The sequence below is a fragment of the Klebsiella sp. P1CD1 genome, assembly GCF_003790505.1.
Lineage (GTDB): Bacteria > Pseudomonadota > Gammaproteobacteria > Enterobacterales > Enterobacteriaceae > Klebsiella > Klebsiella variicola.
In genome coordinates, this window is record NZ_CP033631.1 from 2,337,316 (window position 1) to 2,361,846 (window position 24,531).

20 protein-coding genes, 2 tRNA genes and 3 other RNA genes are annotated in these 24,531 nt (G+C 55.8%); 12 read left to right on the top strand and 13 right to left on the bottom strand.

Features of this window, described 5'->3' with window-relative positions; genetic code table 11:
- Window positions 1-57: 57 nt before the first annotated feature.
- The gene (locus tag DTA24_RS11660) at window positions 58-1,440 is read left to right on the top strand and encodes a YchO/YchP family invasin (protein WP_110196298.1); all 1,383 of its coding nucleotides are present in this window, start codon (window positions 58-60) and stop codon (window positions 1,438-1,440) included.
- On the opposite strand, the gene narL is transcribed toward DTA24_RS11660, so the two are convergent.
- On the bottom strand, window positions 1,437-2,087 hold the full coding sequence (gene narL, locus DTA24_RS11665; RefSeq protein WP_002910198.1) for a two-component system response regulator NarL: 651 nt from the start codon (window positions 2,085-2,087) through the stop codon (window positions 1,437-1,439). The two genes, DTA24_RS11660 and narL, sit on opposite strands and share 4 nt — an antisense overlap.
- A 10-nt stretch (window positions 2,088-2,097) precedes the next feature.
- Window positions 2,098-3,876: a nitrate/nitrite two-component system sensor histidine kinase NarX gene (gene narX, locus DTA24_RS11670; RefSeq protein ID WP_012541350.1), complete on the bottom strand. Its 1,779-nt coding sequence runs from the start codon at window positions 3,874-3,876 to the stop codon at window positions 2,098-2,100.
- Window positions 3,877-4,187: 311 nt separating this feature from the next.
- On the opposite strand from narX, the gene DTA24_RS11675 reads away from it, so the two are divergent.
- The 5 genes from DTA24_RS11675 (at window position 4,188) to narI (ending at window position 12,641) form a co-directional block, all read left to right on the top strand.
- Window positions 4,188-5,576 (top strand): NarK family nitrate/nitrite MFS transporter, encoded by a 1,389-nt coding sequence (locus DTA24_RS11675; RefSeq protein WP_070544551.1) that lies wholly within the window; start codon window positions 4,188-4,190, stop codon window positions 5,574-5,576.
- Window positions 5,577-5,981: 405 nt separating this feature from the next.
- Window positions 5,982-9,725 carry a nitrate reductase subunit alpha gene (locus tag DTA24_RS11680; protein WP_049164939.1) on the top strand — a complete coding sequence of 1,248 codons (3,744 nt, stop codon included), beginning with the start codon at window positions 5,982-5,984 and terminating at the stop codon, window positions 9,723-9,725.
- On the top strand, window positions 9,722-11,257 hold the full coding sequence (gene narH / locus DTA24_RS11685) for a nitrate reductase subunit beta (RefSeq protein WP_123836833.1): 1,536 nt from the start codon (window positions 9,722-9,724) through the stop codon (window positions 11,255-11,257). The genes DTA24_RS11680 and narH overlap by 4 nt, the downstream gene beginning before the upstream one ends.
- Complete coding sequence (gene narJ, locus DTA24_RS11690; RefSeq protein WP_012541353.1) at window positions 11,254-11,964, top strand: nitrate reductase molybdenum cofactor assembly chaperone; 711 nt, start codon at window positions 11,254-11,256, stop codon at window positions 11,962-11,964. The genes narH and narJ overlap by 4 nt, the downstream gene beginning before the upstream one ends.
- Window positions 11,964-12,641, top strand: a complete 678-nt coding sequence (gene narI, locus DTA24_RS11695) for a respiratory nitrate reductase subunit gamma (RefSeq protein ID WP_002910189.1) — start codon at window positions 11,964-11,966, stop codon at window positions 12,639-12,641. The genes narJ and narI overlap by 1 nt, the downstream gene beginning before the upstream one ends.
- Here narI and DTA24_RS11700 read toward each other — a convergent pair.
- Window positions 12,638-13,534, bottom strand: coding sequence for a DMT family transporter (locus DTA24_RS11700; protein ID WP_012541354.1), 897 nt, complete (start codon window positions 13,532-13,534; stop codon window positions 12,638-12,640). The two genes, narI and DTA24_RS11700, sit on opposite strands and share 4 nt — an antisense overlap.
- Window positions 13,535-13,641: 107 nt before the next feature.
- Here DTA24_RS11700 and DTA24_RS11705 point away from each other — a divergent pair, with 107 nt between their 5' ends.
- Window positions 13,642-14,085 carry an Lrp/AsnC family transcriptional regulator gene (locus tag DTA24_RS11705; protein WP_004152249.1) on the top strand — a complete coding sequence of 148 codons (444 nt, stop codon included), beginning with the start codon at window positions 13,642-13,644 and terminating at the stop codon, window positions 14,083-14,085.
- A 117-nt stretch (window positions 14,086-14,202) separates the two neighbouring features.
- On the opposite strand, the gene DTA24_RS11710 is transcribed toward DTA24_RS11705, so the two are convergent.
- From DTA24_RS11710 to DTA24_RS11740, 7 genes are all read right to left on the bottom strand, one after another.
- Window positions 14,203-14,335, bottom strand: a non-coding RNA gene (locus DTA24_RS11710) — RtT sRNA.
- A 43-nt stretch (window positions 14,336-14,378) separates the two neighbouring features.
- A non-coding RNA gene (locus tag DTA24_RS11715) (RtT sRNA) lies at window positions 14,379-14,511 on the bottom strand.
- Between the two features lie 43 nt (window positions 14,512-14,554).
- Window positions 14,555-14,639: transfer RNA gene (locus DTA24_RS11720), tRNA-Tyr, on the bottom strand.
- 39 nt (window positions 14,640-14,678) lie between these two features.
- Window positions 14,679-14,811: non-coding RNA, RtT sRNA (locus tag DTA24_RS11725), on the bottom strand.
- Window positions 14,812-14,854: 43 nt separating this feature from the next.
- Window positions 14,855-14,939: transfer RNA gene (locus DTA24_RS11730), tRNA-Tyr, on the bottom strand.
- A 159-nt stretch (window positions 14,940-15,098) separates the two neighbouring features.
- The gene (purU, locus tag DTA24_RS11735) at window positions 15,099-15,941 is read right to left on the bottom strand and encodes a formyltetrahydrofolate deformylase (protein WP_004203178.1); all 843 of its coding nucleotides are present in this window, start codon (window positions 15,939-15,941) and stop codon (window positions 15,099-15,101) included.
- A 42-nt stretch (window positions 15,942-15,983) separates the two neighbouring features.
- Window positions 15,984-16,442: a YchJ family protein gene (locus DTA24_RS11740; protein WP_008804406.1), complete on the bottom strand. Its 459-nt coding sequence runs from the start codon at window positions 16,440-16,442 to the stop codon at window positions 15,984-15,986.
- A 112-nt stretch (window positions 16,443-16,554) separates the two neighbouring features.
- Here DTA24_RS11740 and rssA point away from each other — a divergent pair, with 112 nt between their 5' ends.
- The 3 genes from rssA (at window position 16,555) to galU (ending at window position 19,660) form a co-directional block, all read left to right on the top strand.
- Window positions 16,555-17,457, top strand: a complete 903-nt coding sequence (rssA, locus tag DTA24_RS11745; protein ID WP_008804407.1) for a patatin-like phospholipase RssA — start codon at window positions 16,555-16,557, stop codon at window positions 17,455-17,457.
- Between the two features lie 89 nt (window positions 17,458-17,546).
- The gene (rssB, locus tag DTA24_RS11750; RefSeq protein ID WP_094284979.1) at window positions 17,547-18,560 is read left to right on the top strand and encodes a two-component system response regulator RssB; all 1,014 of its coding nucleotides are present in this window, start codon (window positions 17,547-17,549) and stop codon (window positions 18,558-18,560) included.
- Between the two features lie 197 nt (window positions 18,561-18,757).
- The gene (gene galU / locus DTA24_RS11755) at window positions 18,758-19,660 is read left to right on the top strand and encodes a UTP--glucose-1-phosphate uridylyltransferase GalU (RefSeq protein WP_008804409.1); all 903 of its coding nucleotides are present in this window, start codon (window positions 18,758-18,760) and stop codon (window positions 19,658-19,660) included.
- Window positions 19,661-19,782: 122 nt separating this feature from the next.
- Here galU and hns read toward each other — a convergent pair whose 3' ends face one another.
- On the bottom strand, window positions 19,783-20,190 hold the full coding sequence (gene hns / locus DTA24_RS11760) for a histone-like nucleoid-structuring protein H-NS (RefSeq protein ID WP_002910103.1): 408 nt from the start codon (window positions 20,188-20,190) through the stop codon (window positions 19,783-19,785).
- Window positions 20,191-20,611: 421 nt separating this feature from the next.
- Complete coding sequence (locus DTA24_RS28120) at window positions 20,612-20,743, bottom strand: hypothetical protein (RefSeq protein ID WP_048271801.1); 132 nt, start codon at window positions 20,741-20,743, stop codon at window positions 20,612-20,614.
- Window positions 20,744-20,750: 7 nt separating this feature from the next.
- On the opposite strand from DTA24_RS28120, the gene tdk reads away from it, so the two are divergent.
- Window positions 20,751-21,368: a thymidine kinase gene (tdk, locus tag DTA24_RS11765; protein ID WP_008804410.1), complete on the top strand. Its 618-nt coding sequence runs from the start codon at window positions 20,751-20,753 to the stop codon at window positions 21,366-21,368.
- Window positions 21,369-21,505: 137 nt separating this feature from the next.
- Here tdk and adhE read toward each other — a convergent pair whose 3' ends face one another.
- On the bottom strand, window positions 21,506-24,181 hold the full coding sequence (gene adhE / locus DTA24_RS11770; protein WP_008804411.1) for a bifunctional acetaldehyde-CoA/alcohol dehydrogenase: 2,676 nt from the start codon (window positions 24,179-24,181) through the stop codon (window positions 21,506-21,508).
- Between the two features lie 77 nt (window positions 24,182-24,258).
- On the opposite strand from adhE, the gene DTA24_RS11775 reads away from it, so the two are divergent.
- Complete coding sequence (locus DTA24_RS11775; protein ID WP_012541357.1) at window positions 24,259-24,474, top strand: hypothetical protein; 216 nt, start codon at window positions 24,259-24,261, stop codon at window positions 24,472-24,474.
- Window positions 24,475-24,531 lie beyond the last annotated feature (57 nt).

Here is a 24,531-nt window from a genome sequence, read left to right on the forward strand (position 1 = left end):
AAAAAACGATAAACTAACATTTCTTCCCATTTTTGTGAGCCTGCTCAAAATCTGTTGATGCCTGTGTCCTTCCGTTTGTTGCCAACGTTGACCTTTCTCCTGCTGCTGCCGGGCGTTCCCGTCTGGGCGCTGACCGCCAGCGACACCACTCGCCCCGCGCCAGCGCAAGATCCGCTGCCCGATATGGGGATTGCTCCCCAGGTCGATGACGACGCCCGGCACTTTGCTGAGGTGGCGAAGAAGTTTGGCGAGGCCAGCATGAGCGATAACGGCCTGACGGCGGGCGAGCAGGCGCAGCTGTTCGCCATCAGTAAAATCGGCAATGAAGTGAGCCATCAGCTGGAGAGCTGGCTCTCGCCGTGGGGCAACGCCAATGTCGACCTGCTGGTCGATAAAGAGGGCAAATTCACCGGCAGTAAAGGGAGCTGGTTCGTGCCGTTGCAGGATAACGACCGTTACCTGACGTGGAACCAGTATTCGGTGACCCGGCGCGAGAACGATCTGGTGGGCAACATCGGGCTTGGTCAGCGCTGGCGGGTCGGTGGCTGGCTGCTGGGCTATAACTCGTTTTACGACAAAGTGTTGAGCGAAAGCCTGGCGCGCGGCAGCGTCGGCGCGGAGGCGTGGGGAGAATATCTTCGCCTGTCGGCAAACTATTACCATCCGCTGGGCGACTGGCAACTGCGCGATAATCAGACTCAGGAGCAGCGGATGGCCGCAGGGTATGACGTCACCGCCCAGGCGCGGCTACCATTCTACCAGCACATTAATACCAGCGTCAGCGTCGAACAGTACTTCGGCGATAGCGTCGATCTTTTTCACACCGGTACCGGCTACCATAACCCGGTAGCCGTCTCCGTTGGGCTCAATTACACCCCGGTCCCGCTGGTCACCGTTACCGCTAAGCATAAGCAGGGGGAAAATGGCGTCAGCCAGAACAATGTGGGCCTGAAGCTAAACTATCGCTTTGGCGTCCCCCTTAAGCAGCAGCTGGCCGCAGACGAGGTAGCGATCAGCAATTCGCTGCGCGGGAGCCGCTTCGATAGTGCGGAGCGGGATAATCTGCCGGTGGTGGAGTATCGTCAGCGCAAAAATCTGACAGTCTATCTGGCCACGCCGCCCTGGGATCTGCAGTCCGGGGAGACGGTGCAGTTGAAGCTGCAGATCCATAGTCTGCATGGCATCAAGGCGCTGCACTGGCAGGGTGACACCCAGGCCCTCAGCCTGACGCCGCCGGTGGATGCCAGCAGCGCGGATGGCTGGAGCGTCATTATGCCGGTGTGGAACAGTGAACCGGGCGCCGCGAACCGCTGGCGCCTGTCGGTGGTGGTGGAGGATAAACAGGGGCAGCGCGTCTCCTCCAATGAGATCGCTCTGGCGCTGACCGAGCCGCTGGTCAAGTTCACCGCGCCTGGCGTCTCCTGGACGGAATCGCCTTAGAAAATTCGCTCCTGGTGGACCCATACCGCGGCCTCCACCCGGGATTTGAGCTTCATTTTCTTCAGCATGTGCTTCACGTGTACTTTGACGGTGCTTTCGGTGATATCCAGGCGACGGGCGATCATTTTGTTCGGCAGTCCCTGGGCGATCAGCTTGAGGATGTCGCGCTCGCGCGGGGTCAACTGGCTGATGTCGCGATCGGAGGTGGCGCGGTTGGCGCGCAGGCTGGCGGCCAGCACCGGGGTTAACGCCTCGCTTAACACCATCTCTCCGGCGGCGGCCTGCTGCAGGGCTTTCAGCAGATCTTCCGGCTCCATATCTTTCAGCAGATAGCCATCGGCGCCGCGCTTCAGGGCGGTGACAACGTCCTCTTCATGGTTGGAGACGCTAAAGACCACCACCCGGCCAGAAAGGGATTTCTCACGCAGTTTGTCCAGCGTTTCCAGGCCATTCATGCCCGGCATATTGAGGTCGAGCAGGATCAGGTCCGGATCCAGCGATTCCGCCAGCTCGATACCTTGCGCGCCATTGCTGGCCTCGCCAATCACCTGGATGTCCGGCGCCATGCTGATCAACTGTTTCACGCCGGTGCGCAGCATCGGATGGTCGTCAATGAGAAGGATGGTTGCCCGTTCCTGTTGACTCATGGGGGTCTCCTTATTGGATGGAAAACGTTTTTTCCGGGATAAACGTGACGATCACTTCGGTTCCGCCGGTTTCCCGGCGTCGTACCTGACAGTCACCGCGCAAGCTCTGGGCGCGATCCCGCATAATAATTAAACCGTAATGGTTACTCCGCTCGGCGTGATCCGGCACGCCGCGGCCGTTATCCGCCACCACCAGACGGACCTGATTATCGCGTTGTGACACCGTCACGGTCACTTCCGTCGCGCTGGCATGCTTCAGGGCGTTGCTTAACGCTTCGCGGGCGATCTGCAGCAGGTGAATGGCCTGATGCGACGGTACAAAGCGCGGCGGAAGCTGATAATCAAGCTGTACCGTAAAGCCGAAGTGGGCGCTGTACTCCTGACAGCTGGCCTCCAGCGCCGGGCGCAGTCCCGGCTCGGTCAGCTGCAGGCGGAAGGTGGTTAACAGCTCGCGCAGCTGGGCCCAGGAGGTATTCAGCTCGTTGCGTATCTGCCCCAGCAGCTGGCGGCTCTCCGCCGGTAAGGCGTCGCCCTGCATCTGCAGACAGCTGACCTGCATCTTCATACAGGACAGCGACTGGGCGATGGAGTCGTGCAGCTCGCGGGCGATAGTGGCCCGCTCTTCCATGACGATCAACTGCTGCTGTTTCTCCTGATGGCGGTCCAGCGCCAGGGTACTGGTCAGTTGTTCCACCAGAGTGTCCACCAGCTGCTGCTGGTCGTGGCTGAGATGGCGGCCAACCGGCAGCGTCGCCAGCAGAATGCCGTACTGATTATGCGCATCCGACAGCCGCCACTTCAGCGTTGTTCCGCCATCCGGCAGCGGCGGCAGATTGCGTGGACAGAGGTAGCAGCCTTTATCATCACACTCATCATCCGAGTGGCAGGTAAACTCCTGGTGATTATCTTCGTCTTCCAGGTCGTAAACCCGTACCTCGATATCGCGCAGCAGCGTCAGCCCCTGCAGGCCATTCAGTACCGGTGAAATCCGCTCGCAGAGCGGGGCGCTGGCATGCAGCCGGCGATTGGCCTGCCATAAGAAAGCAAGGATCTCGTTCTTCTGTTCCAGCCCGGCGGTCTTCTCCTGCACCCGCCGCTCAAGCACCGCGTAGCTTTCCGCCAGCTCTTCCGACATGTTATTCAGCGCCATGCCGAGGGTCGCCATTTCGTTACGCCCGCTGATGTGCGCCCGCTGGGTGAAATCGCGCTGGCTGACCGCCCGCGCCATGCCCAGCAGCTGTTTCCACGGCCGCAGCAGGCGCGCGCGTAACCAGATGATGGTAAAAATCAGCAGCAGCGCCATACCAATGGCGAGAATGCGATGGATCCAGACTACCCGCTCGATACGCTGCTCGGTGGTGTGGTCGAATGCGGTGACCAGCTGGTCGATACGATCGACAAAGTCGGCGACATCCTGAGCCACTTCCGCCTGGTTAATCGCACGCTGCATGCCGGGGGCCAGCGCCTGCTGCCAGTATTGCTGCAGCGCTTTTAACTGTTGTTCCTGGCCGTCGCGGCGGGCGGAATTTTGCAGCTCGGGGCTGAAGACGGTGGCGGTCATGTCCGACACCAGCTTTTGATCGTTTTCATTCAGCGGGATCGCCGCCAGCAGCCGGTAGCTTTGCATACGCAATGAACCGGCCTTGTTAATCGCGTGGGCGCTGCCCTGGACGCCGTTCACCAGACGCGCGGAGATCGCCATGCCGGCGACGCCAATAATGGTGGCGAGCAGCACGATTAACGCCAGTTGATTGACCAGCGTCAGCGGAGTAAAAAGACGTTTTAACATGGAATGCGTGGCTCCTGACCGGTGATCTCTCCGGGAGTGGCGCTTATTCTCGGCTATCCCCTGGAGTATACCCATACCCCTAAAGAGTTACTCCTTAATTGTCGGTGGTAGGCGCTATTGGGGGTGGGGTTATACGCAACCCGGCAGCCGCGTGAAAAACCACACTTTTTTCCTCACCTTTCTCTACTCACTTCGGAGCATGGTTTATTTTTGCACAAATTAGTGCGCGCTTTTCCTTTGATTTATATCAACTTACCGCCCCGGGCAACCCCTAAGGTAGCGGCAGGAAATATGAATAATCAGAGGTATCTATGAGTCAATCTTCCCTACCGGAGAAGGCTAACCGCTCGGTCATTACCGACTGGCGCCCTGAAGATCCTGAATTCTGGCAACAGCGCGGTCACCGTGTGGCGAGCCGTAATCTATGGATCTCCGTTCCCTGTCTGTTACTGGCGTTCTGCGTATGGATGTTGTTCAGCGCCGTCGCCGTTAATCTCAACAAAGTGGGCTTTCAGTTTACGACCGATCAGCTGTTTATGCTGACCGCGCTGCCGGCGCTGTCTGGCGCCTTATTGCGCGTGCCTTACGCTTTCATGGTGCCGCTGTTCGGCGGCCGTCGCTGGACGGCATTCAGCACCGGGATCATGATTATTCCGTGCGTCTGGCTGGGCTTTGCGGTCCAGGATACTTCCACGCCGTTTAGCGTCTTCGTGATTATCTCGCTGCTGTGCGGCTTCGCCGGGGCCAACTTTGCCTCCAGTATGGCTAACATCAGCTTCTTCTTCCCGAAAGCGAAGCAGGGCGGGGCGCTCGGCGTCAATGGCGGCCTTGGTAATATGGGCGTCAGCGTGATGCAGCTGGTCGCGCCGCTGGTGGTGTCGGTCTCAGTGTTTGCCTTTTTTGGCGGGACCGGCAGCGAGCAGCCGGACGGCTCAATGCTGTATCTGGAAAACGCCGCGTGGATCTGGGTACCTTTCCTGATTATTTTCACCCTGGCGGCGTGGTTCTTTATGAACGACCTGTCGGCTTCTAAAGCCTCGCTGAGCGAACAGCTGCCGGTGCTCAAACGCCTGCACCTGTGGATTATGGCGCTGCTCTATCTGGCCACCTTCGGCTCCTTCATCGGATTCTCCGCCGGCTTCGCCATGCTGTCGAAAACCCAGTTCCCGGACGTGCAGATCCTGCACTACGCCTTCTTCGGCCCCTTTATTGGCGCGCTGGCGCGTTCGATGGGCGGGACGATCTCCGATCGTCTCGGCGGGACTCGCGTGACGCTGGTCAACTTCGTGGTGATGGCTGTCTTCTGCGCGCTGCTGTTCCTGACCCTGCCGACTAACGGCCAGGGCGGCAACTTCATCGCCTTCTTCGCGGTGTTCATGGTGCTGTTCCTGACCGCCGGGCTGGGGAGCGCCTCCACCTTCCAGATGATCTCCGTGATCTTCCGTAAGCTGACCATGGACCGCGTGAAGGCCCAGGGCGGCAGCGAAGCGCAGGCGATGCGCGAGGCGGCGACCGATACTGCGGCGGCGCTGGGCTTTATCTCCGCTATTGGCGCCATCGGCGGCTTCTTTATTCCAAAAGCATTCGGTATCTCGCTGGATCTGACCGGTTCGCCGGCCGGCGCGATGAAAATCTTCCTGATCTTCTATATCGCCTGCGTGATCATCACCTGGGCGGTATACGGCCGTAAGCGTCAGTAATCCGCCGCGTTCATCATGACGTTTGAAAAGGCGCGCTGCCAGGGCGGCGCCTTTTTTTACGTTACTCGTTAGTTACAACATACTAATGGATGATTTGATTCATATTGGCCACAGAGCCGGGAAGGGACGGCTTGCCAGCGAAACGGCTCTACCCCTTAATACCTCCTTTGTTAACAAATCCTTCCATGATGACGGCTTTTTAGGAAAAAGAGCTTATAAAACATAAAATTAAAAAATAGTATCTCATACCACCTTGGTGGTAATCGCGGTTTCCCTCCGCTTTGACAAGCCAGTCCGGATTGATCGCCATCAATTCTCGCCCTCTTTCATAGCGTTACCTTCGCTGCAAATCCAGCAATGTCGATTTATCAGAGAGCCGTCAGGCTCCATATCAGGAGAAACCCGATGAGTAAATTCCTGGACCGGTTTCGCTACTTCAAACAGAAGGGTGAAACCTTTGCCGATGGGCACGGCCAGCTTCTAAACACCAACCGGGACTGGGAGGATGGATACCGTCAACGTTGGCAGCATGACAAAATTGTGCGTTCCACTCACGGTGTCAACTGCACCGGCTCATGCAGCTGGAAGATTTATGTGAAAAACGGTCTGGTGACCTGGGAAACGCAGCAGACTGACTACCCGCGCACCCGTCCGGACCTGCCGAACCACGAACCACGCGGTTGCCCGCGCGGTGCCAGCTACTCCTGGTATTTGTACAGCGCGAACCGCCTGAAATACCCGCTGATGCGTAAACGTCTGATGAAGATGTGGCGGGAAGCGAAAGTTCAGCATAGCGATCCGGTTGAGGCATGGGCCTCGATTATTGAAGACGCCGACAAAGCCAAAAGCTTCAAACAGGCTCGCGGTCGCGGCGGGTTTGTCCGCTCCTCCTGGCAGGAAGTGAATGAGCTGATTGCCGCCTCCAACGTCTATACCGTCAAAACTTACGGTCCGGACCGCGTGGCCGGTTTCTCGCCGATCCCGGCGATGTCGATGGTTTCCTACGCCTCCGGCGCCCGTTATCTGTCGCTGATCGGCGGCACCTGCCTGAGCTTCTACGACTGGTACTGCGACCTGCCGCCAGCTTCGCCGATGACCTGGGGCGAACAGACCGACGTCCCCGAATCGGCGGATTGGTATAACTCCAGCTACATTATCGCCTGGGGCTCCAACGTGCCGCAGACCCGTACCCCGGATGCCCACTTCTTTACCGAAGTCCGCTACAAAGGCACCAAAACCGTGGCGATCACCCCAGACTACGCCGAAATCGCCAAACTCTGCGATCTGTGGCTGGCGCCGAAGCAGGGTACCGATGCTGCGATGGCGCTGGCGATGGGCCATGTGATGCTGCGCGAGTTCCATCTCGATAAACCGAGCCAGTACTTCACCGATTATGTGCGTCGCTATACCGATATGCCGATGCTGGTGATGCTCGAGGAGCGCGACGGTTATTATGCCGCTGGCCGTACGCTGCGCGCCTCCGACCTCGTTGATTCCCTTGGTCAGGAGAACAATCCGGAATGGAAAACCGTCGCCTTTGACGAGAGGGGCGACATGACCGTACCGAACGGTTCCCTCGGATTCCGCTGGGGCGACAAAGGCAAATGGAACCTCGAACAGCGCGACGGTAAAACTGGCGAAGAGATTGAGCTGCGTCTGAGCCTGCTGGGCAGCCATGATGAAGTGGCGAACGTCGGCTTCCCGTACTTCGGCGGCGAAGGTTCTGAGCACTTCAACAAAGTCGACCTCGAAAATATTCTGCTGCACAAACTGCCGGCCAAACGCCTGCAGTTGGCCGACGGCTCCACCGCTTTGGTGACCACCGTTTACGATCTGACCATGGCCAACTATGGCCTGGAACGCGGTCTGAACGATGAAAACTGCGCCACCGGCTACGATGACATGAAAGCCTACACCCCGGCCTGGGCGGAGAAGATCACCGGCGTCTCCCGCGCGCATATCATCCGCACTGCACGTGAATTTGCCGATAATGCCGATAAGACCCATGGTCGCTCGATGATTATCGTCGGGGCGGGCCTTAACCACTGGTTCCACCTCGACATGAACTACCGCGGCCTGATCAATATGCTGGTCTTCTGCGGCTGCGTCGGTCAGAGCGGCGGCGGTTGGGCGCACTATGTGGGCCAGGAAAAACTGCGTCCGCAGACCGGCTGGCAGCCGCTGGCGTTCGCCCTTGACTGGCAGCGTCCGGCACGTCACATGAACAGTACCTCGTACTTCTATAACCACTCCAGTCAGTGGCGCTATGAAACCGTGACTGCGCAGGAACTGCTGTCGCCGATGGCGGATAAATCCCGTTACAGCGGCCACCTGATCGACTTTAATGTGCGCGCAGAGCGCATGGGCTGGCTGCCGTCTGCGCCGCAGTTAGGGGTGAACCCGCTGCGTATCGCTGATGAAGCGAAAAAAGCCGGCATGACCCCGGTGGATTACACCGTGAAGTCGTTGAAAGAGGGCTCGATTCGTTTTGCGGCCGAGCAGCCGGAAAACGGCAAAAACCACCCGCGTAACCTGTTTATCTGGCGCTCCAACCTGCTGGGCTCCTCCGGTAAAGGCCATGAGTATATGCTCAAGTACCTGCTGGGTACCGAGAACGGCATTCAGGGCAAAGACCTCGGCAAGCAGGGCGGCGTGAAGCCGGAAGAAGTCGAATGGCGGGATAACGGCCTCGACGGCAAACTGGATCTGGTGGTGACCCTCGATTTCCGTCTGTCGAGCACCTGTCTCTACTCCGACATCGTGCTGCCGACCGCCACCTGGTACGAAAAAGACGACATGAATACCTCGGATATGCATCCGTTTATTCACCCGCTGTCGGCCGCCGTTGACCCGGCCTGGGAATCGAAGAGCGACTGGGATATCTATAAAGGTATCGCGAAGAAATTCTCTGAAGTCTGCGTGGGCCACCTCGGCAAAGAAACCGACGTCGTCACGCTGCCGATCCAGCACGACTCCGCCGCGGAAATGGCGCAGCCGCTGGATGTCAAAGACTGGAAAAAAGGCGAATGCGATCTCATTCCGGGGAAAACCGCGCCGCATATTATTCCGGTTGAGCGTGATTACCCGGCGACTTACGAACGTTTCACCTCGATCGGTCCGCTGCTGGAAACCATCGGCAACGGCGGGAAAGGCATCGCCTGGAACACCCAGAGCGAGATGGACCTGCTGCGTAAGCTCAACTACACCAAGGCGGAAGGCCCGGCGAAAGGCCAGCCGAAGCTGGAAACGGCCATCGACGCCGCGGAAATGATCCTCACCCTGGCGCCGGAAACCAACGGTCAGGTGGCGGTGAAGGCGTGGAAAGCGCTGAGCGAGATCACCGGTCGCGAGCACGCGCACCTGGCGCTGAACAAAGAAGACGAGAAGATCCGCTTCCGCGATATTCAGGCGCAGCCGCGGAAGATTATCTCCAGCCCGACCTGGTCTGGCCTGGAAGATGAACATGTCTCCTATAACGCTGGGTATACCAACGTTCACGAGCTGATCCCGTGGCGGACGCTGTCCGGCCGTCAATCGCTGTATCAGGATCATCAGTGGATGCGCGACTTTGGCGAAAGCCTGCTGGTCTATCGTCCGCCGATCGACACCCGTTCGGTGAAAGCGGTGATGGGCGAGAAGTCCAACGGCAACCCGGAGAAGGCGCTGAACTTCCTGACCCCGCACCAGAAATGGGGTATCCACTCGACCTACAGCGATAACCTGCTGATGCTGACCCTGTCGCGCGGCGGGCCGATCGTCTGGATGAGCGAAGCGGATGCGAAAGATCTGGGTATCGAAGATAACGACTGGATCGAAGTGTTTAACGCCAACGGCGCCCTGACGGCGCGTGCGGTGGTGAGCCAGCGTGTACCGGCCGGGATGACCATGATGTATCACGCGCAGGAACGCATCGTGAACCTGCCGGGATCTGAAATCACCGGTCAGCGCGGGGGGATCCACAACTCCGTCACCCGTATTACGCCAAAACCGACCCACATGATCGGCGGCTACGGCCACCTGGCCTATGGCTTTAACTACTACGGTACCGTCGGCTCCAACCGCGATGAGTTTGTAGTGGTACGTAAGATGAAGAACATTAACTGGTTAGACGGCGAAGGCAACGACCAGGTACAGGAGAGCGTAAAATGAAAATTCGTTCACAAGTCGGCATGGTGCTGAATCTCGATAAGTGCATCGGCTGCCATACCTGTTCGATGACCTGTAAAAACGTCTGGACCAGCCGGGAAGGGATGGAATACGCCTGGTTCAACAACGTGGAGAGCAAACCTGGCGTTGGCTTCCCGAACGACTGGGAAAACCAGGAAAAATGGAAGGGCGGCTGGATCCGCAAAATCAACGGTAAACTGCAGCCGCGCATGGGCAACCGCGCGATGCTGCTGGGTAAAATCTTCGCCAACCCGCATCTGCCGGGGATCGATGATTACTACGAGCCGTTTGATTATGACTACCAGAATCTGCATAACGCGCCGGAAAGCAAACATCAGCCGATCGCCCGCCCGCGCTCGCTGATCACCGGCCAGCGGATGGACAAGATCACCAGCGGTCCGAACTGGGAAGAGATCCTCGGCGGCGAGTTCGAAAAACGCGCCAAAGATCAGAACTTCGACAACATGCAGAAGGCGATGTACGGTCAGTTCGAAAACACCTTCATGATGTATCTGCCGCGCTTGTGCGAGCACTGCCTGAACCCGGCCTGCGTCGCGACCTGCCCGAGCGGCGCTATCTATAAGCGTGAAGAAGACGGCATCGTACTGATCGACCAGGACAAGTGCCGCGGCTGGCGGATGTGTATCACCGGCTGTCCGTACAAGAAGATCTATTTCAACTGGAAGAGCGGGAAATCCGAGAAATGCATCTTCTGCTACCCGCGTATTGAATCCGGAATGCCGACGGTGTGCTCCGAAACCTGCGTGGGCCGTATCCGCTACCTTGGCGTACTGCTGTATGACGCAGATGCGATTGAAAACGCCGCCAGCACCGAGAACGAGAAAGATCTGTATCAGCGCCAGCTGGATGTGTTCCTCGATCCAAACGATCCAAAAGTGATTGAACAGGCGTTAAAAGATGGCGTACCGCAGGGGGTCATTGAGGCTGCGCAGCAGTCGCCGGTCTACAAAATGGCGATGGACTGGAAGCTGGCCCTGCCGCTGCACCCGGAATATCGCACCCTGCCAATGGTCTGGTACGTGCCGCCTCTGTCGCCAATTCAGTCGGCTGCGGACGCTGGCGAATTGGGTAGCAACGGTATTCTGCCGGACGTGGAAAGCCTGCGTATTCCGGTGCAATACCTGGCGAACCTGCTGACCGCGGGCGATACCCAGCCGGTCCTGCTGGCCCTGAAACGCATGCTGGCGATGCGCCACTATAAACGTGCGGAAACCGTTGACGGCGTCGTCGATACCCGCGCGCTGGAAGCGGTGGGGCTGAGCGAAGCGCAGGCCCAGGAGATGTACCGCTATCTGGCGATCGCTAACTACGAAGATCGTTTCGTGGTGCCGAGCAGCCACCGTGAACAGGCGCGAGAAGCGTTTCCGGAGAAAAACGGCTGCGGCTTCAGCTTTGGCGATGGCTGCCACGGCTCGGACAGCCAGTTCAACCTGTTCAACAGCCGTCGCATCGACGCTATCGACGTGACCAGCAAAACGGAGCCGCACGCATGATTGAACTCGTGATTATGTCGCGTCTGCTCGAATACCCTGACGCTGCCTTATGGCAGCATCAGCAGGAGATGTTCGAGGCGCTCGCGTCATCAGAGAAACTCAGCAAAGAGGATGCCCACGCGCTGGGCGTTTTCCTGCGCGATTTAGTGGCTCAGGATCCGCTGGACGCCCAGGCGGCCTATAGCGAACTGTTTGACCGCGGCCGCGCCACCTCGCTGCTGCTGTTTGAACATGTCCACGGCGAATCCCGCGATCGCGGGCAGGCGATGGTGGATCTGATGGCGCAGTATGAGCGCCACGGTCTGCTGCTTGATAGCCATGAGCTGCCGGATCACCTGCCGCTGTACCTTGAGTATCTGGCGCAACTGCCGGAAGAGGAAGCGCTCGGCGGCCTGCGGGACGTCGCGCCGATCCTCGGCCTGCTCAGCGCGCGCCTGCAGCAGCGCGAAAGTCGCTATGCGGTGCTGTTCGAGCTGTTGCTGAAGCTGGCCAATACCCAGGTCGACAGTCAGAAGGTGGCGGAGAAGATTGCCGACGAGGCGCGCGACGATACGCCGCAGGCGCTGGATGCGGTCTGGGAAGAAGAACAGGTCAAATTCTTTGCCGACCAGGGCTGCGGCGAGTCGGAAATTTCCGCTCACCAGCGTCGTTTTGCCGGAGCCGTAGCCCCGCAATATCTGAATATCTCTAACGGAGGACAGCAATAATGCACTTCCTGAATATGTTCTTCTTTGACATTTATCCGTACATTGCGGGCTCGGTGTTTCTGATCGGCAGCTGGCTGCGCTATGACTATGGCCAGTACACCTGGCGCGCCGCCTCCAGCCAGATGCTGGACCGTAAGGGGATGAACCTGGCGTCGAACCTGTTCCATATCGGCATCCTGGGTATTTTCGCCGGCCACTTCCTCGGCATGCTGACCCCGCACTGGATGTATGAGTCCTTTCTGCCGATCGACGTCAAGCAGAAGATGGCGATGATCGCCGGCGGCGCCTGCGGCGTGATGACCCTGGTGGGCGGGTTACTGCTGCTCAAGCGTCGTCTGCTCAGCCCGCGCGTTCGCGCCACCACCACCGGAGCGGATATTCTGATCCTCTCCTTGCTGATGGTGCAGTGTGCGCTCGGCCTGCTGACGATCCCATTCTCAGCCCAGCATATGGACGGCAGTGAAATGATGAAGCTGGTTGGCTGGGCGCAGTCGGTGGTGACGTTCCACGGCGGCGCGTCACAGCATCTGGATGGCGTGGCATTTATTTTCCGCGTTCATCTGGTGCTGGGCATGACCCTGTTCCTGCTGTTCCCGTTCTCCCGTCTGGTTCATATCTGGAGCGCGCCGGTCGAATACCTGACGCGCAAATACCAGATTGTCCGCGCCCGTCGCTAACTGGCCCGCGACTGCTCACTGACCCCGCCGCGGCGGGGTTTTTTTTCGCCCCAGCCGAGGTTATTCCCTGCGGCGGCAAACAGAATAAGCATCCCGCCAATCAACTGCACAGGGGTCAATGCATGGTGGAAGACCAGATAGTCGACCACCATTGCCACCAGCGGATAAATAAAGGAGAGCGAACCGGTAATGGGCGTCGGCAGTTTCTGTATCGCGCTATATAAAAGCTGATACATGATCCCGGTATGGACGATGCCGAGGATCAGCAAATAGCGCCAGGGGAAGCTGGCCGTCCATTCGGGGGCATGCACCAGCGGCAGCAGCATCACGACGCCAACGAGCACCTGAATAAAGGCGATATGCTGCGCGGGGAGCGGATGCAATTTGCGCGCGATAATGGCGGTCAGGGCATAGAAGAATGCCGCGCCCAGCGCCAGCAAAACGCCGGTGGTAAGCCCCTCTCCATGCGCAGACGTCAGCTCGCTTGACAACAGGATCACTACGCCGCCAAAGGCCAGCAGTAGCCATCCCCATTTCACGGCGCTGACCCGTTCCCCCAGCACCATCCCCATCAGTACCAGCATAAACGGCTGGGTGTTATAGACCACGGTGGCCATACCGATTGAGATCCGCGAATAGGCGGCAAACAGCAGCAGCCAGTTGACGACCAGCGCCGCGCCGCCAATTACTGCCAGAGCGAGAGTGAAACGCGTTAGCCGGCTGAAGGGCTGGCCGCTTAACACGATAAACACCAGTAAGGTTAGCGCGCCAATCAGGCAGCGCCAGAACACCACATCCATCACCGGCAAACCAGAGAGCAGCACGAACGCGCCGATCGAGCCGGAGATTATCATTGCCAGGCTCATTTGCCAGACGCCGCGGGTAAGTTGCATTTTTCACCTCCATCATTTTTCAGTTATTGTGCGAAAAACCCTGACAGGGTGATATGGCTGAATTAAGGTAGAAAGACGCGAATGCCTTTTATAATTAGGTGAAAAACATGAATGACGTACTTGATGAAATTGACCGGGCCATCCTCACTTGCCTGACTCAGGATGCCAGAGTCTCGCTAAAGGTATTGAGCGCGCGAGTAGGGCTGACCTCGCCGAGCACGGCCGAGCGGGTGAAGCGCCTGGAGGAGCGGGGCGTCATTCAGGGCTATGGTGCGCGGGTGAATCTCGCCGCGCTGGGCTACAGCCTCCAGGCGCTGGTGCGGGTCCGGCCGCTGCCTGGGCTGCTGCAGAAAGTGGATAAATATATCCAGGCGATGCCGGAATGCATTGAAAGTGACAAAGTGACCGGGGAAGATTGTTTCGTGATGCGCCTCGTGGTGCGCGATATTGCCCAGCTGGATACCCTGCTGGACGGTCTGGCCGAGTATGCGCAGTGTAACACCTCGGTGGTGAAAAGCTCGCCGGTAAAAAGGCGTTTGCCACCGCTGTGAGTTTCCCGGAGGCGGTGCTGCGCACCTGTCCGGGCTTACCAGACGGCGCCACCTGTAGCCTCGCTAAGCGAAGCGCGAGCGAGGAGGTAGCAGTACAGGTGGTTGCAGAGAGCGCGAGAATAGAGGGGGAAGGATAACTCGTCGCTATCGTTCCTCGCCCTTCGGGCCGTTGCCTGCGGCAACGTTCTCTCGCTGGCGCTCGAGTCGAACCTTGGTCGAAGCTTCTCATCCTTCCCCGTAAGGTAGAATCTAGAATATCGTAGAGTAATTGGATTGCGGTGTTTTTAAGAGGATGGTGGTGGGGGAAGGATAACTCGTCGCTATCGCTCCTCGCCCTTCTGGCCGTTGCCTGCGGCAACGTTCTCTCGCTGGCGCTCGAGTCGAACCTTAGTCGAAGCTTCTCATCCTTCCCCGTAGGGTAGAATATAAAATATCGTAGGTTGATTAAGCTGGGCATGACATGGGTAGATGGTGGTGGGGGAAGGATTCGAACCTTCGAAGTCGATGACGGCAGATTTACAGTCTGCTCCCTTTGGCCGCTCGGGAACCCCACCAGGGGTAAAATCACATTGTAGGCTATTCAGCAAAATGAATGGTGCTGGGTGAAGGATAACTCGTCGCTATCGCTCCTCGCCCTTCGGACCGTTGCCTGTGGCAACGTTCTCTCGCTGGCGCTCGAGTCGAACCTTAGTCGAAGGTTCTTACCCTTCCCGCAAAGTGCAAACATCGTTTACGTTTGTCGGGGAAACCATATCACTGTAGTGAATAATGGTGGTGGGGGAAGGATTCGAACCTTCGAAGTCGATGACGGCAGATTTACAGTCTGCTCCCTTTGGCCGCTCGGGAACCCCACCACGGGGTAATGCTTGGTACTGGCCTGCTTCCTTCTCGGGAAGCGGGGCGCATCATACCAAATGATGCGCCCCTGTAAAGCATTCGTTTGACAAAAATAAACTGGTTGCCTGATTTTTACGCGTAACGCCGTAAAGCTAACCAATTCATTTCTCAGTCGATTAAAGAATAATCGTCCGGTTACCGTAAACGAAGACGCGCTGCGCCAGTACCTGATACAGCGCCCGGCTCAAGACGTTTTTTTCGACATCGCGGCCAGCGCGCATCATATCTTCTGCAGTATAGGTATGATCGACATGAATCACGTCCTGCATGATGATTGGGCCTTCATCCAGATTGTCATTCACATAGTGGGCGGTGGCGCCAATGATCTTTACGCCGCGCTCATAGGCCTGATGATAAGGACGGGCGCCGATAAACGCCGGCAAAAATGAATGGTGAATATTGATGATTTTGTTCGGGAAGCGGGCGACAAACTCCGGGGTGAGGACGCGCATATACTTGGCCAGTACCACGTAATCCGGCTCATGTGCCGCAATGGCATCCCCCATCTGCTTGTCGTGTTCTTCGCGGCTTAACCCTTCGTGGCTGACCAGCTCAAACGGAATACCAAAACGCTCCACCAGCGGGCGCAGCGTGTCATGGTTGCCGATAACCGCGGCGATATCGACATCCAGTCCGCCGTAGTTGGCTTTCATCAGCAGATCGCCGAGACAGTGCGCCTCTTTGGTCACCAGAATGACCACCCGGCGACGGCCTGCCGGATTCAGTTCGCGGATGGAACCTTCCGGCAGGGCGCTATCCAGATCGGCCAGCAGAATAGCGTCGTTAAAAATGCCCTCCAGTTCGGTGCGCATAAAGAAACGACCGGTACGGTGGTCAACAAATTCATTGTTCTGCACAATGTTAAGTTCGTGTTTGTAGCAGATATTGGTGATACGCGCGATGAGGCCTTTCTGATCAGGGCAAATAGTGCGTAGTACTTTACGTTGTAATGAATGCATCGCGAGGAAAATCCTGTAGTGTTTGCAAGCGCTACGGCAGCGTTACTGGCCGCAGCATTTTTTAAATTTTTTACCTGAGCCGCAAGGGCAGGGGTCATTACGACCAATCAGCGGTCGTGTCCCGTCGATATAGTACCACTGTCCATTTTCTTTTAAGAATCTGGAACGTTCAATAATGGCGCCCGGACGGTTATTGTCATTAAAGCGGGCGACAAAGCTGACAAAGCCTTCATTTGGGACTCGCCCTTCATCACTGGCGAACAGGGTTAAACCCAGCCACTCGGTCTGGCTGAACCCCTTCTCCAGCTCGGCGCGAAACGTCTGCGCCTGACAGGACGGATGCCAGGTTTTGATCAGATAGTCGGCATCTTTCATGACGAACGCGCTATAGCGGGAGCGCATAAGCTGTGACGGGCCTGGCGCAAGCTCTGCGCCGGACAGATATCGCTGGCAACATGAGCTATACTCCAGTGCGCTGCCACAGGGGCATAATTGCGACAAAACTGCCTCCATGGAAGAAAGAATTACGGCGCTTCAACGCCAAAGGTGTTTATGTTAACTGAGCCGTGACAATGTTGCCACGCTCAGAGTGGAAGGATAGTTATCAGTAATAATGAGAAAGCTTAAAATTGGTCTGGCGTTAGGGGCGGGAGCTGCCCGAGGATGGTCGCACATTGGCGTCATCAACGCCCTCCGTCGGGCTGGTATCGAGATTGATATCGTCGCGGGGTGTTCTATCGGTTCGCTGGTAGGGGCGGCGTATGCCTGCAACCGGCTCCCGGCGCTCGAGTCATGGATCTGCTCATTCAGCAACTGGGATGTCCTGAAGCTGATGGACCTCTCCTGGCGACGTGGGGGCCTGCTGCGCGGTGAAAAGGTATTCAATCATTACCGTCGCATTATGCCGGTGACCGATATCGAACGCTGCGAGCGTCGGTTTGCTGCCGTCGCGACCAATTTAAGTACCGGCCGGGAACTGTGGTTTACTGAAGGCGATCTGCATTTAGCCGTTCGAGCCTCCTGCAGCATGCCTGGACTGATGGCGCCGGTGAGGCATAATGGTTACTGGCTGGTCGATGGCGCAGTGGTCAACCCGGTTCCCGTGTCGCTGACGCGGGCAATGGGGGCCGATATCGTGATTGCCGTTGACCTGCAACATGATGCCCATCTCATGCAGCAAGATTTATTTTCCCTCGAAACGCCGCGGCCGGAAGCTGAAGAGAAGGAGGGCCCATGGCATACTCGTCTGCGCGCGCGATTGACGCAAATGAGCTCCCGTCGTACGGCCGTGACGCCGACGGCGATGGAGATCATGACCACGTCTATCCAGGTCCTGGAGAACCGTCTTAAACGCAACCGCATGGCGGGTGACCCGCCGGATATCCTGCTGCAGCCATACTGTCCGCAAGTGTCGACGCTCGACTTCCATCGCGCAGGAGAGGCGATTGCCGCGGGCCAATTGGCCGTGGAAAAGAAAATGGATGAACTATTACCCTTAGTGCGTACAGCGGTTTGACGTACAAGTACCTGACTTAAGTAAAATCTGACAGGCGATAGTGAGAATAGCGTGCCACTATTGAATTATCGTCAGCCAGGGGAGATATCATGACGCAGCCATTGGCGGGAAAACAGATTCTGATAGTTGAAGACGAACCCGTTTTCCGCTCACTCTTGCATGGATGGCTGGCCTCGCTGGGAGCAACGACCTGGCTGGCGGAAGATGGCATGGATGCCCTGCATAAAATGACCGAGGTACGTCCGGACCTGATGATTTGCGACATTTCAATGCCGAGAATGAACGGTCTGGAACTGGTCGAGACGCTGCGTAACCGCGGCGAGCAGCTACCGATTCTGATGATTTCCGCCACCGAAAACATGGCGGATATTGCCAAAGCGTTACGGCTGGGCGTCCAGGATGTGCTGTTAAAACCGGTGAAAGATTTCGATCGCCTGCGTGAGACCGTTTATGCCTGCCTGTATCCCGCGATGTTTAGTTCACGTGTGGAAGAGGAAGAGCGTTTATTTGAGGACTGGGACGCGCTGGTCAGTAATCCGACCGCCGCATCGAGACTGCTGCAGGAGCTACAGCCTCCGGTGCAACAGGAAATGTCACATTGCCGTATTCATTATCGACAGCTGGTATCGGCGGATAAGCCGGGGCTGGTGCTCGATATTGCGCCGCTCTCGGAAAATGATTTGGCTTTCTATTGTCTGGATGTCACACGAGCAGGGGATAATGGCGTGCTGGCGGCTTTATTACTGCGCGCGCTATTCAATAGCCTGCTGCAAGAGCAACTGGCGCATCAGGGGCAACGGCTACCTGAAATGGGGAGTCTGTTAAAACAGGTCAATCAGTTACTCCGCCAGGCGAATCTTCCCGGTCAGTTCCCTTTGCTGGTGGGTTATTACCACAGTGGACTGAAAAATTTAATTCTGGTGTCCGCAGGGCTCAATGGCACGTTGAATACTGGTGAGCATCAAATTCAGATAAGTAATGGCGTTCCTTTAGGGACGCTAGGCAATGCCTATCTTAACCAAATTAGCCAGCGCTGCGCCTCATGGCAGTGCCAAATTTGGGGGGCCGGGGGGCGTTTACGCTTAATGTTGTCTGCGGAATGAGCAATTGCGTTTATATCTAAGCAGACGGCATTACCTGCAGCCCTATACTGGTGGTACCATCGAGCAGTTTTATGCGTAAAAGTCCTAATTCGAGGCTATCGGAACCTTTTCAGACCAGTGAATACGCGGTTGACTGATATACTCGACACGTTATTTGTAACGAGAAGTTTAAAAAACAAACAGTCCAGGAGATTTCAATGGCTGCCCTTAATTCTAAAGTCAGAAAAGCGGTTATCCCGGTAGCGGGATTAGGCACCAGGATGCTGCCTGCCACCAAAGCAATTCCAAAAGAAATGCTGCCGCTGGTAGATAAGCCGTTAATTCAGTACGTTGTTAATGAATGTATCGCTGCAGGAATTACTGAAATTGTTCTGGTAACGCACTCATCGAAAAACTCTATCGAAAACCATTTCGATACCAGTTTTGAGCTGGAAGCGATGCTGGAAAAACGTGTAAAACGCCAGCTTCTGGAAGAAGTGCAGTCTATTTGCCCGCCGCACGTGACAATTATGCAAGTTCGTCAGGGCCTGGCGAAAGGCCTTGGTCACGCCGTGCTGTGCGCCCATCCGGTAGTGGGTGATGAGCCGGTAGCGGTTATTCTGCCAGACGTTATTCTGGATGAATTTGAGTCCGATCTGAGCCGTGATAACCTTGCGGAGATGATCTCTCGTTTTGATGAGACTGGCGCCAGCCAGATTATGGTTGAGCCTGTCGAGGATGTGACCGCGTATGGCGTGGTCGATTGCAAAGGCGAATCCCTGAAGCCGGGCGAAAGCGTGCCGATGGTGGGCGTGGTCGAGAAGCCAAAAGCTGACGTTGCGCCGTCCAACCTGGCGGTAGTGGGGCGCTATGTCCTCAGCGCAGATATTTGGCCACTGCTGGCGAAGACCCCTCCGGGCGCCGGTGATGAAATTCAGCTGACTGACGCGATTGATATGCTGATCGAGAAAGAAACGGTTGAAGCTTATCATATGAAAGGCAAGAGCCATGATTGCGGCAATAAGCTTGGCTACATGCAGGCGTTTGTCGAATATGGTATTCGTCACAAGACGCTTGGTGACGATTTTAAAGCCTGGCTGGAAACCGCGGTGACGAAGTAATCCGCAGCGCGATTAAAAGCCAGAAACCGGGAGCGCGTCAGCGACTCCCGGTTTTGTTTATCGAGCCTGAGGGCAAAAAAAATCCCGCCGGAGCGGGATTTTTAATATTGCGACAACGGAGATTAGATCAGGAAATCGTCCAGTGATTTACCTTGTTCGTCCATTGCTTTTTTGATCACCGCAGGAGTACGGCCCTGGCCAGTCCAGGTTTTGGTTTCGCCGTTTTCGTCTACATAGCTATATTTAGCCGGACGTGCAGCACGCTTAGTTTTGGTACCGGCTTTAACGGCAGCCATAGTGCTCAGCAGTTCATTCGGGTCAATACCGTCAGCAATCAGCATTTCACGGTATTGCTGCAGCTTACGCGTACGCTCTTCAATTTCTGCTGCGGCGGCGTTTTCTTCTTCACGGCGCTCGTTAACAACGACTTCTAATTTTTCCAGCATTTCTTCGAGCGTTTCAAGGGTGCATTCTCTTGCCTGCGCACGAAGAGTACGGATGTTGTTCAAAATTTTAAGTGCTTCGCTCATTGTAGTAATCTCAAACTTATATTGTGGGGTGGTTTGTTGAACTAATAATAGAGCGATAAAATGCGTTGTGCAATAGGGGAGAATGTAAGGAATTCAAAATTACTGGTTATTTGTCGCGGGAATTAATTAATTTAAGTTAAAATTCTCGTGCCGCTTCACATCTTTGCTCCTTATAGCCATGAGTAGGGGGCCAGCTAAAACACTGAGACCATATGCTTTTTCTGAGGTTCAGTGAGAAAAATTATCCTTTGCATGGGTAAATAACCCTCGTCAGTATTAGCGCATTTTTGGTTACGCGCCTTAATATAAAACAACCCGCAAGCCCGCTTATAGTGCATGGATACTGGTCCTATAAGCACGAAAAGACAATGGTTACCTCACCGATAGCGTAACGGGGCGTACAAATAATGGCCCTGTAAATTCAATTCATCCACGTCACCCTTTCCGTTTCCATGCCCTTCAGCGCTGCGACAATACCCCTGCGGAAAGGGCGGCTGTACGCATAAAATATGGTACAATCGCCGCCGCGATAAAACACTTTGATTGGGGTCACGCAGCCGATGGCACAACTTTATTTCTACTACTCTGCAATGAATGCAGGTAAGTCGACCGCTCTGTTGCAATCTTCGTACAATTACCAGGAGCGGGGGATGCGTACCATCGTTTATACCGCTGAGATAGATGACCGCTTCGGTGCTGGAAAAGTCAGCTCGCGTATCGGCCTCTCCTCGCCGGCCCGGTTGTATAATCCGCAGACGTCGCTATTTAACGATATTGCGGCAGAGCACAAGCTTAAGCCGATTCACTGCGTGCTGGTGGATGAAAGCCAGTTTCTGACGCGCGAACAGGTTCATGAGCTGTCCGAAGTTGTCGATACACTGGATATTCCGGTGCTGTGCTATGGACTGCGGACGGATTTTCGCGGCGAGCTCTTTACCGGTAGCCAGTATTTGCTGGCATGGTCCGATAAACTGGTGGAGCTGAAAACCATTTGCTTCTGCGGCCGTAAGGCGAGCATGGTGCTACGTCTCGATCAAGAGGGGCGACCTTATAATGAAGGCGAGCAGGTTGTCATCGGCGGCAATGAGCGGTATGTGTCCGTCTGTCGTAAGCATTATAAAGAGGCGCTGAGCGTGGGTTCTTTAACCCAGGTACAAAACCAGCGTTATTCCTGCTGAGTTGCTCAGAAGCTCATACAGGCGCCTGTGGGCGCCTTTTTTATACTCTGGAAGGCTGGAGCTCGGGATTGGCTGACAAGCAGGCATAAAAAAGCCCCGTCATCTGACGGGGCTTGCAGTATGTTTACCGTTGTTGATTAAGCGGATTTCTTCGCTTTTTTCTCAGCTTTCACCGGAGCCGCGTCGGTTTTCGCAGCAGTTTCGCCTTCGACGAACTCGCGGCCGTAGTAGGTATCCAGCAGAATCTGTTTCAGTTCGGAGATCAGCGGGTAGCGCGGGTTAGCGCCGGTGCACTGGTCATCGAAGGCATCTTCAGACAGCTTATCAACGTTAGCCAGGAAGTCAGCTTCCTGAACGCCAGCTTCGCGGATAGATTTCGGAATTCCCAGCTCAGCTTTGATGCTTTCCAGCCATGCCAGCAGTTTCTCGATCTTCGCTGCGGTGCGGTCGCCCGGTGCAGAGAGACCCAGGTGATCGGCGATTTCAGCGTAGCGACGACGAGCCTGCGGACGGTCGTACTGGCTGAACGCAGTCTGCTTGGTCGGGTTGTCATTCGCGTTGTAGCGAATAACGTTGCAGATCAGCAGGGCGTTGGCCAGACCGTGCGGAATATGGAACTGAGAGCCCAGTTTGTGCGCCATGGAGTGACACACCCCGAGGAAGGCGTTCGCAAACGCGATACCGGCGATAGTCGCAGCACTGTGTACGCGCTCACGGGCAACCGGGTTCTTGGAACCTTCGTGGTAGGAAGCCGGCAGGTACTCTTTCAGCAGTTTCAACGCCTGCAGAGCCTGGCCGTCAGAGAACTCGGAAGCCAGCACGGAAACGTAAGCTTCCAGGGCGTGAGTCACCGCATCCAGACCACCGAACGCACACAGCGACTTCGGCATATCCATCACCAGGTTGGCATCGACGATGGCCATATCTGGGGTCAGCGCGTAGTCTGCCAGCGGATATTTCTGACCAGTTGCGTCATCGGTCACTACGGCGAACGGCGTCACTTCAGAACCGGTACCGGAGGTGGTGGTGATGGCGACCATCTTGGCTTTGACGCCCATTTTCGGGAACTTGTAGATACGTTTACGGATATCCATAAAGCGCAGCGCCAGTTCTTCGAAGTGGGTTTCCGGATGTTCGTACATGACCCACATGATTTTCGCCGCATCCATCGGGGAACCGCCGCCCAGCGCGATGATGACGTCTGGTTTGAAGGAGTTCGCCAGATCGGCACCTTTACGTACGATGGTCAGAGTCGGGTCAGCTTCAACTTCGAAGAAGACTTCGGTTTCAACGCCCGCTGCTTTCAGTACGGAAGTGATCTGATCGGCATAGCCGTTGTTGAACAGGAAGCGGTCAGTCACGATCAGCGCGCGTTTGTGACCATCAGTAATCACTTCATCCAGTGCGATTGGCAGGGAGCCACGACGGAAGTAGATAGATTTCGGAAGTTTGTGCCACAACATGTTTTCAGCTCGCTTAGCAACGGTTTTCTTGTTGATCAGGTGTTTCGGACCAACGTTTTCAGAGATGGAGTTACCACCCCAGGAACCACAACCCAGAGTCAGGGAAGGCGCGAGTTTGAAGTTGTACAGGTCACCGATACCACCCTGAGAAGCCGGGGTGTTGATCAGGATACGTGCGGTTTTCATCATCTGGCCGAAGTAAGCCACGCGAGCCGGCTGGTTGTCCTGGTCGGTGTACAGGCAAGAGGTGTGACCGATACCGCCCATGGCAACCAGTTTTTCTGCTTTGGTGACCGCGTCTTCGAAATCTTTCGCACGATACATCGCCAGCGTCGGAGACAGTTTTTCGTGAGCAAACGGTTCACTTTCGTCAACGTTGGTCACTTCGCCAATCAGGATCTTAGTCGTAGCCGGAACGGTGAAGCCTGCGAGTTCCGCGATTTTTGCCGCTGGCTGACCAACGATAGCAGCGTTCAGCGCGCCATTTTTCAGGATGATGTCCTGAACCGCTTTCAGCTCTTTACCCTGCAGCAGATAGCCGCCGTGGCTGGCGAAACGTTCGCGAACCGCGTCATACACTGAATCAACGACGACAACAGACTGCTCAGAAGCACAGATAACGCCGTTATCGAAGGTTTTAGACATCAGAACGGAAGCAACAGCACGTTTGATATCAGCCGTTTCATCAATGACCACCGGGGTGTTACCGGCACCAACGCCGATAGCTGGTTTACCGGAGCTGTACGCCGCTTTCACCATACCTGGACCACCGGTCGCAAGGATCAGGTTGATGTCCGGGTGATGCATCAGCGCGTTAGACAGTTCTACGGACGGCTGATCGATCCAGCCGATCAGGTCTTTCGGCGCGCCAGCCGCGATGGCAGCCTGCAGTACGATATCAGCCGCTTTGTTGGTGGCTTCTTTTGCACGCGGGTGCGGAGAGAAAATGATGGCGTTACGTGTCTTCAGGCTGATGAGCGATTTGAAGATGGCTGTTGAAGTCGGGTTAGTGGTCGGTACGATACCGCAGATGATGCCGATCGGTTCAGCGATAGTGATGGTACCAAAGGTGTCGTCTTCTGACAGGACGCCACAGGTTTTTTCATCTTTATATGCGTTGTAAATGTATTCGGAAGCGAAGTGGTTTTTGATCACTTTGTCTTCAACGATGCCCATGCCGGATTCGGCAACGGCCATTTTAGCGAGAGGGATTCGAGCATCTGCAGCGGCCAGAGCGGCAGCGCGGAAGATTTTATCGACTTGTTCTTGAGTGAAACTGGCATATTCACGCTGGGCTTTCTTGACACGCTCAACAAGCGCGTTCAGTTCAGCGATATTAGTAACAGCCATAATGCTCTCCTGATAATGTTAAACTTTTTTAGTAAATCAGTCGCTCGATTCGACATTATAGACAGGCTGTTAACAGCTTGCATGTAAATGTTTATGTAGAAAAATCAGGACACTGTTTTACCGATTTACTAAAAAAGCTCTATTACTTTAACTTTCAGGTCATGCTGCCTTCCACTCTGTTGGTGTCATCAAGATTACTCACTTCTGAGTACAAAATACGTGATTTAGATCAAGTATTGGCGTGGCTGATACCTTTCAGCTGGCTGCTTTTTAACCGATTCGATCAAGTGTAATGGAAGGGTTTTGAAATTAAAAAAACGATTAGCATTAAAGCTACAAATAACTAACAT

Bases quoted from the DNA above. Each gene is read 5' to 3' on its own strand.
- DTA24_RS11700 (WP_012541354.1), bottom strand. From the start codon at position 13,534: ATGCAACTTACCCGCGGCGTCTGGCAAATGAGCCTGGCAATGATAATC.
- DTA24_RS11675 (WP_070544551.1), top strand. From the start codon at position 4,188: ATGAGTCAATCTTCCCTACCGGAGAAGGCTAACCGCTCGGTCATTACC.
- adhE (WP_008804411.1), bottom strand. From the start codon at position 24,181: ATGGCTGTTACTAATATCGCTGAACTGAACGCGCTTGTTGAGCGTGTC.
- hns (WP_002910103.1), bottom strand. From the start codon at position 20,190: ATGAGCGAAGCACTTAAAATTTTGAACAACATCCGTACTCTTCGTGCG.
- rssA (WP_008804407.1), top strand. From the start codon at position 16,555: ATGAGAAAGCTTAAAATTGGTCTGGCGTTAGGGGCGGGAGCTGCCCGA.
- rssB (WP_094284979.1), top strand. From the start codon at position 17,547: ATGACGCAGCCATTGGCGGGAAAACAGATTCTGATAGTTGAAGACGAA.
- narJ (WP_012541353.1), top strand. From the start codon at position 11,254: ATGATTGAACTCGTGATTATGTCGCGTCTGCTCGAATACCCTGACGCT.
- DTA24_RS11660 (WP_110196298.1), top strand. From the start codon at position 58: ATGCCTGTGTCCTTCCGTTTGTTGCCAACGTTGACCTTTCTCCTGCTG.
- narH (WP_123836833.1), top strand. From the start codon at position 9,722: ATGAAAATTCGTTCACAAGTCGGCATGGTGCTGAATCTCGATAAGTGC.
- purU (WP_004203178.1), bottom strand. From the start codon at position 15,941: ATGCATTCATTACAACGTAAAGTACTACGCACTATTTGCCCTGATCAG.
- tdk (WP_008804410.1), top strand. From the start codon at position 20,751: ATGGCACAACTTTATTTCTACTACTCTGCAATGAATGCAGGTAAGTCG.
- narL (WP_002910198.1), bottom strand. From the start codon at position 2,087: ATGAGTCAACAGGAACGGGCAACCATCCTTCTCATTGACGACCATCCG.
- DTA24_RS11680 (WP_049164939.1), top strand. From the start codon at position 5,982: ATGAGTAAATTCCTGGACCGGTTTCGCTACTTCAAACAGAAGGGTGAA.
- narI (WP_002910189.1), top strand. From the start codon at position 11,964: ATGCACTTCCTGAATATGTTCTTCTTTGACATTTATCCGTACATTGCG.
- galU (WP_008804409.1), top strand. From the start codon at position 18,758: ATGGCTGCCCTTAATTCTAAAGTCAGAAAAGCGGTTATCCCGGTAGCG.
- narX (WP_012541350.1), bottom strand. From the start codon at position 3,876: ATGTTAAAACGTCTTTTTACTCCGCTGACGCTGGTCAATCAACTGGCG.
- DTA24_RS11705 (WP_004152249.1), top strand. From the start codon at position 13,642: ATGAATGACGTACTTGATGAAATTGACCGGGCCATCCTCACTTGCCTG.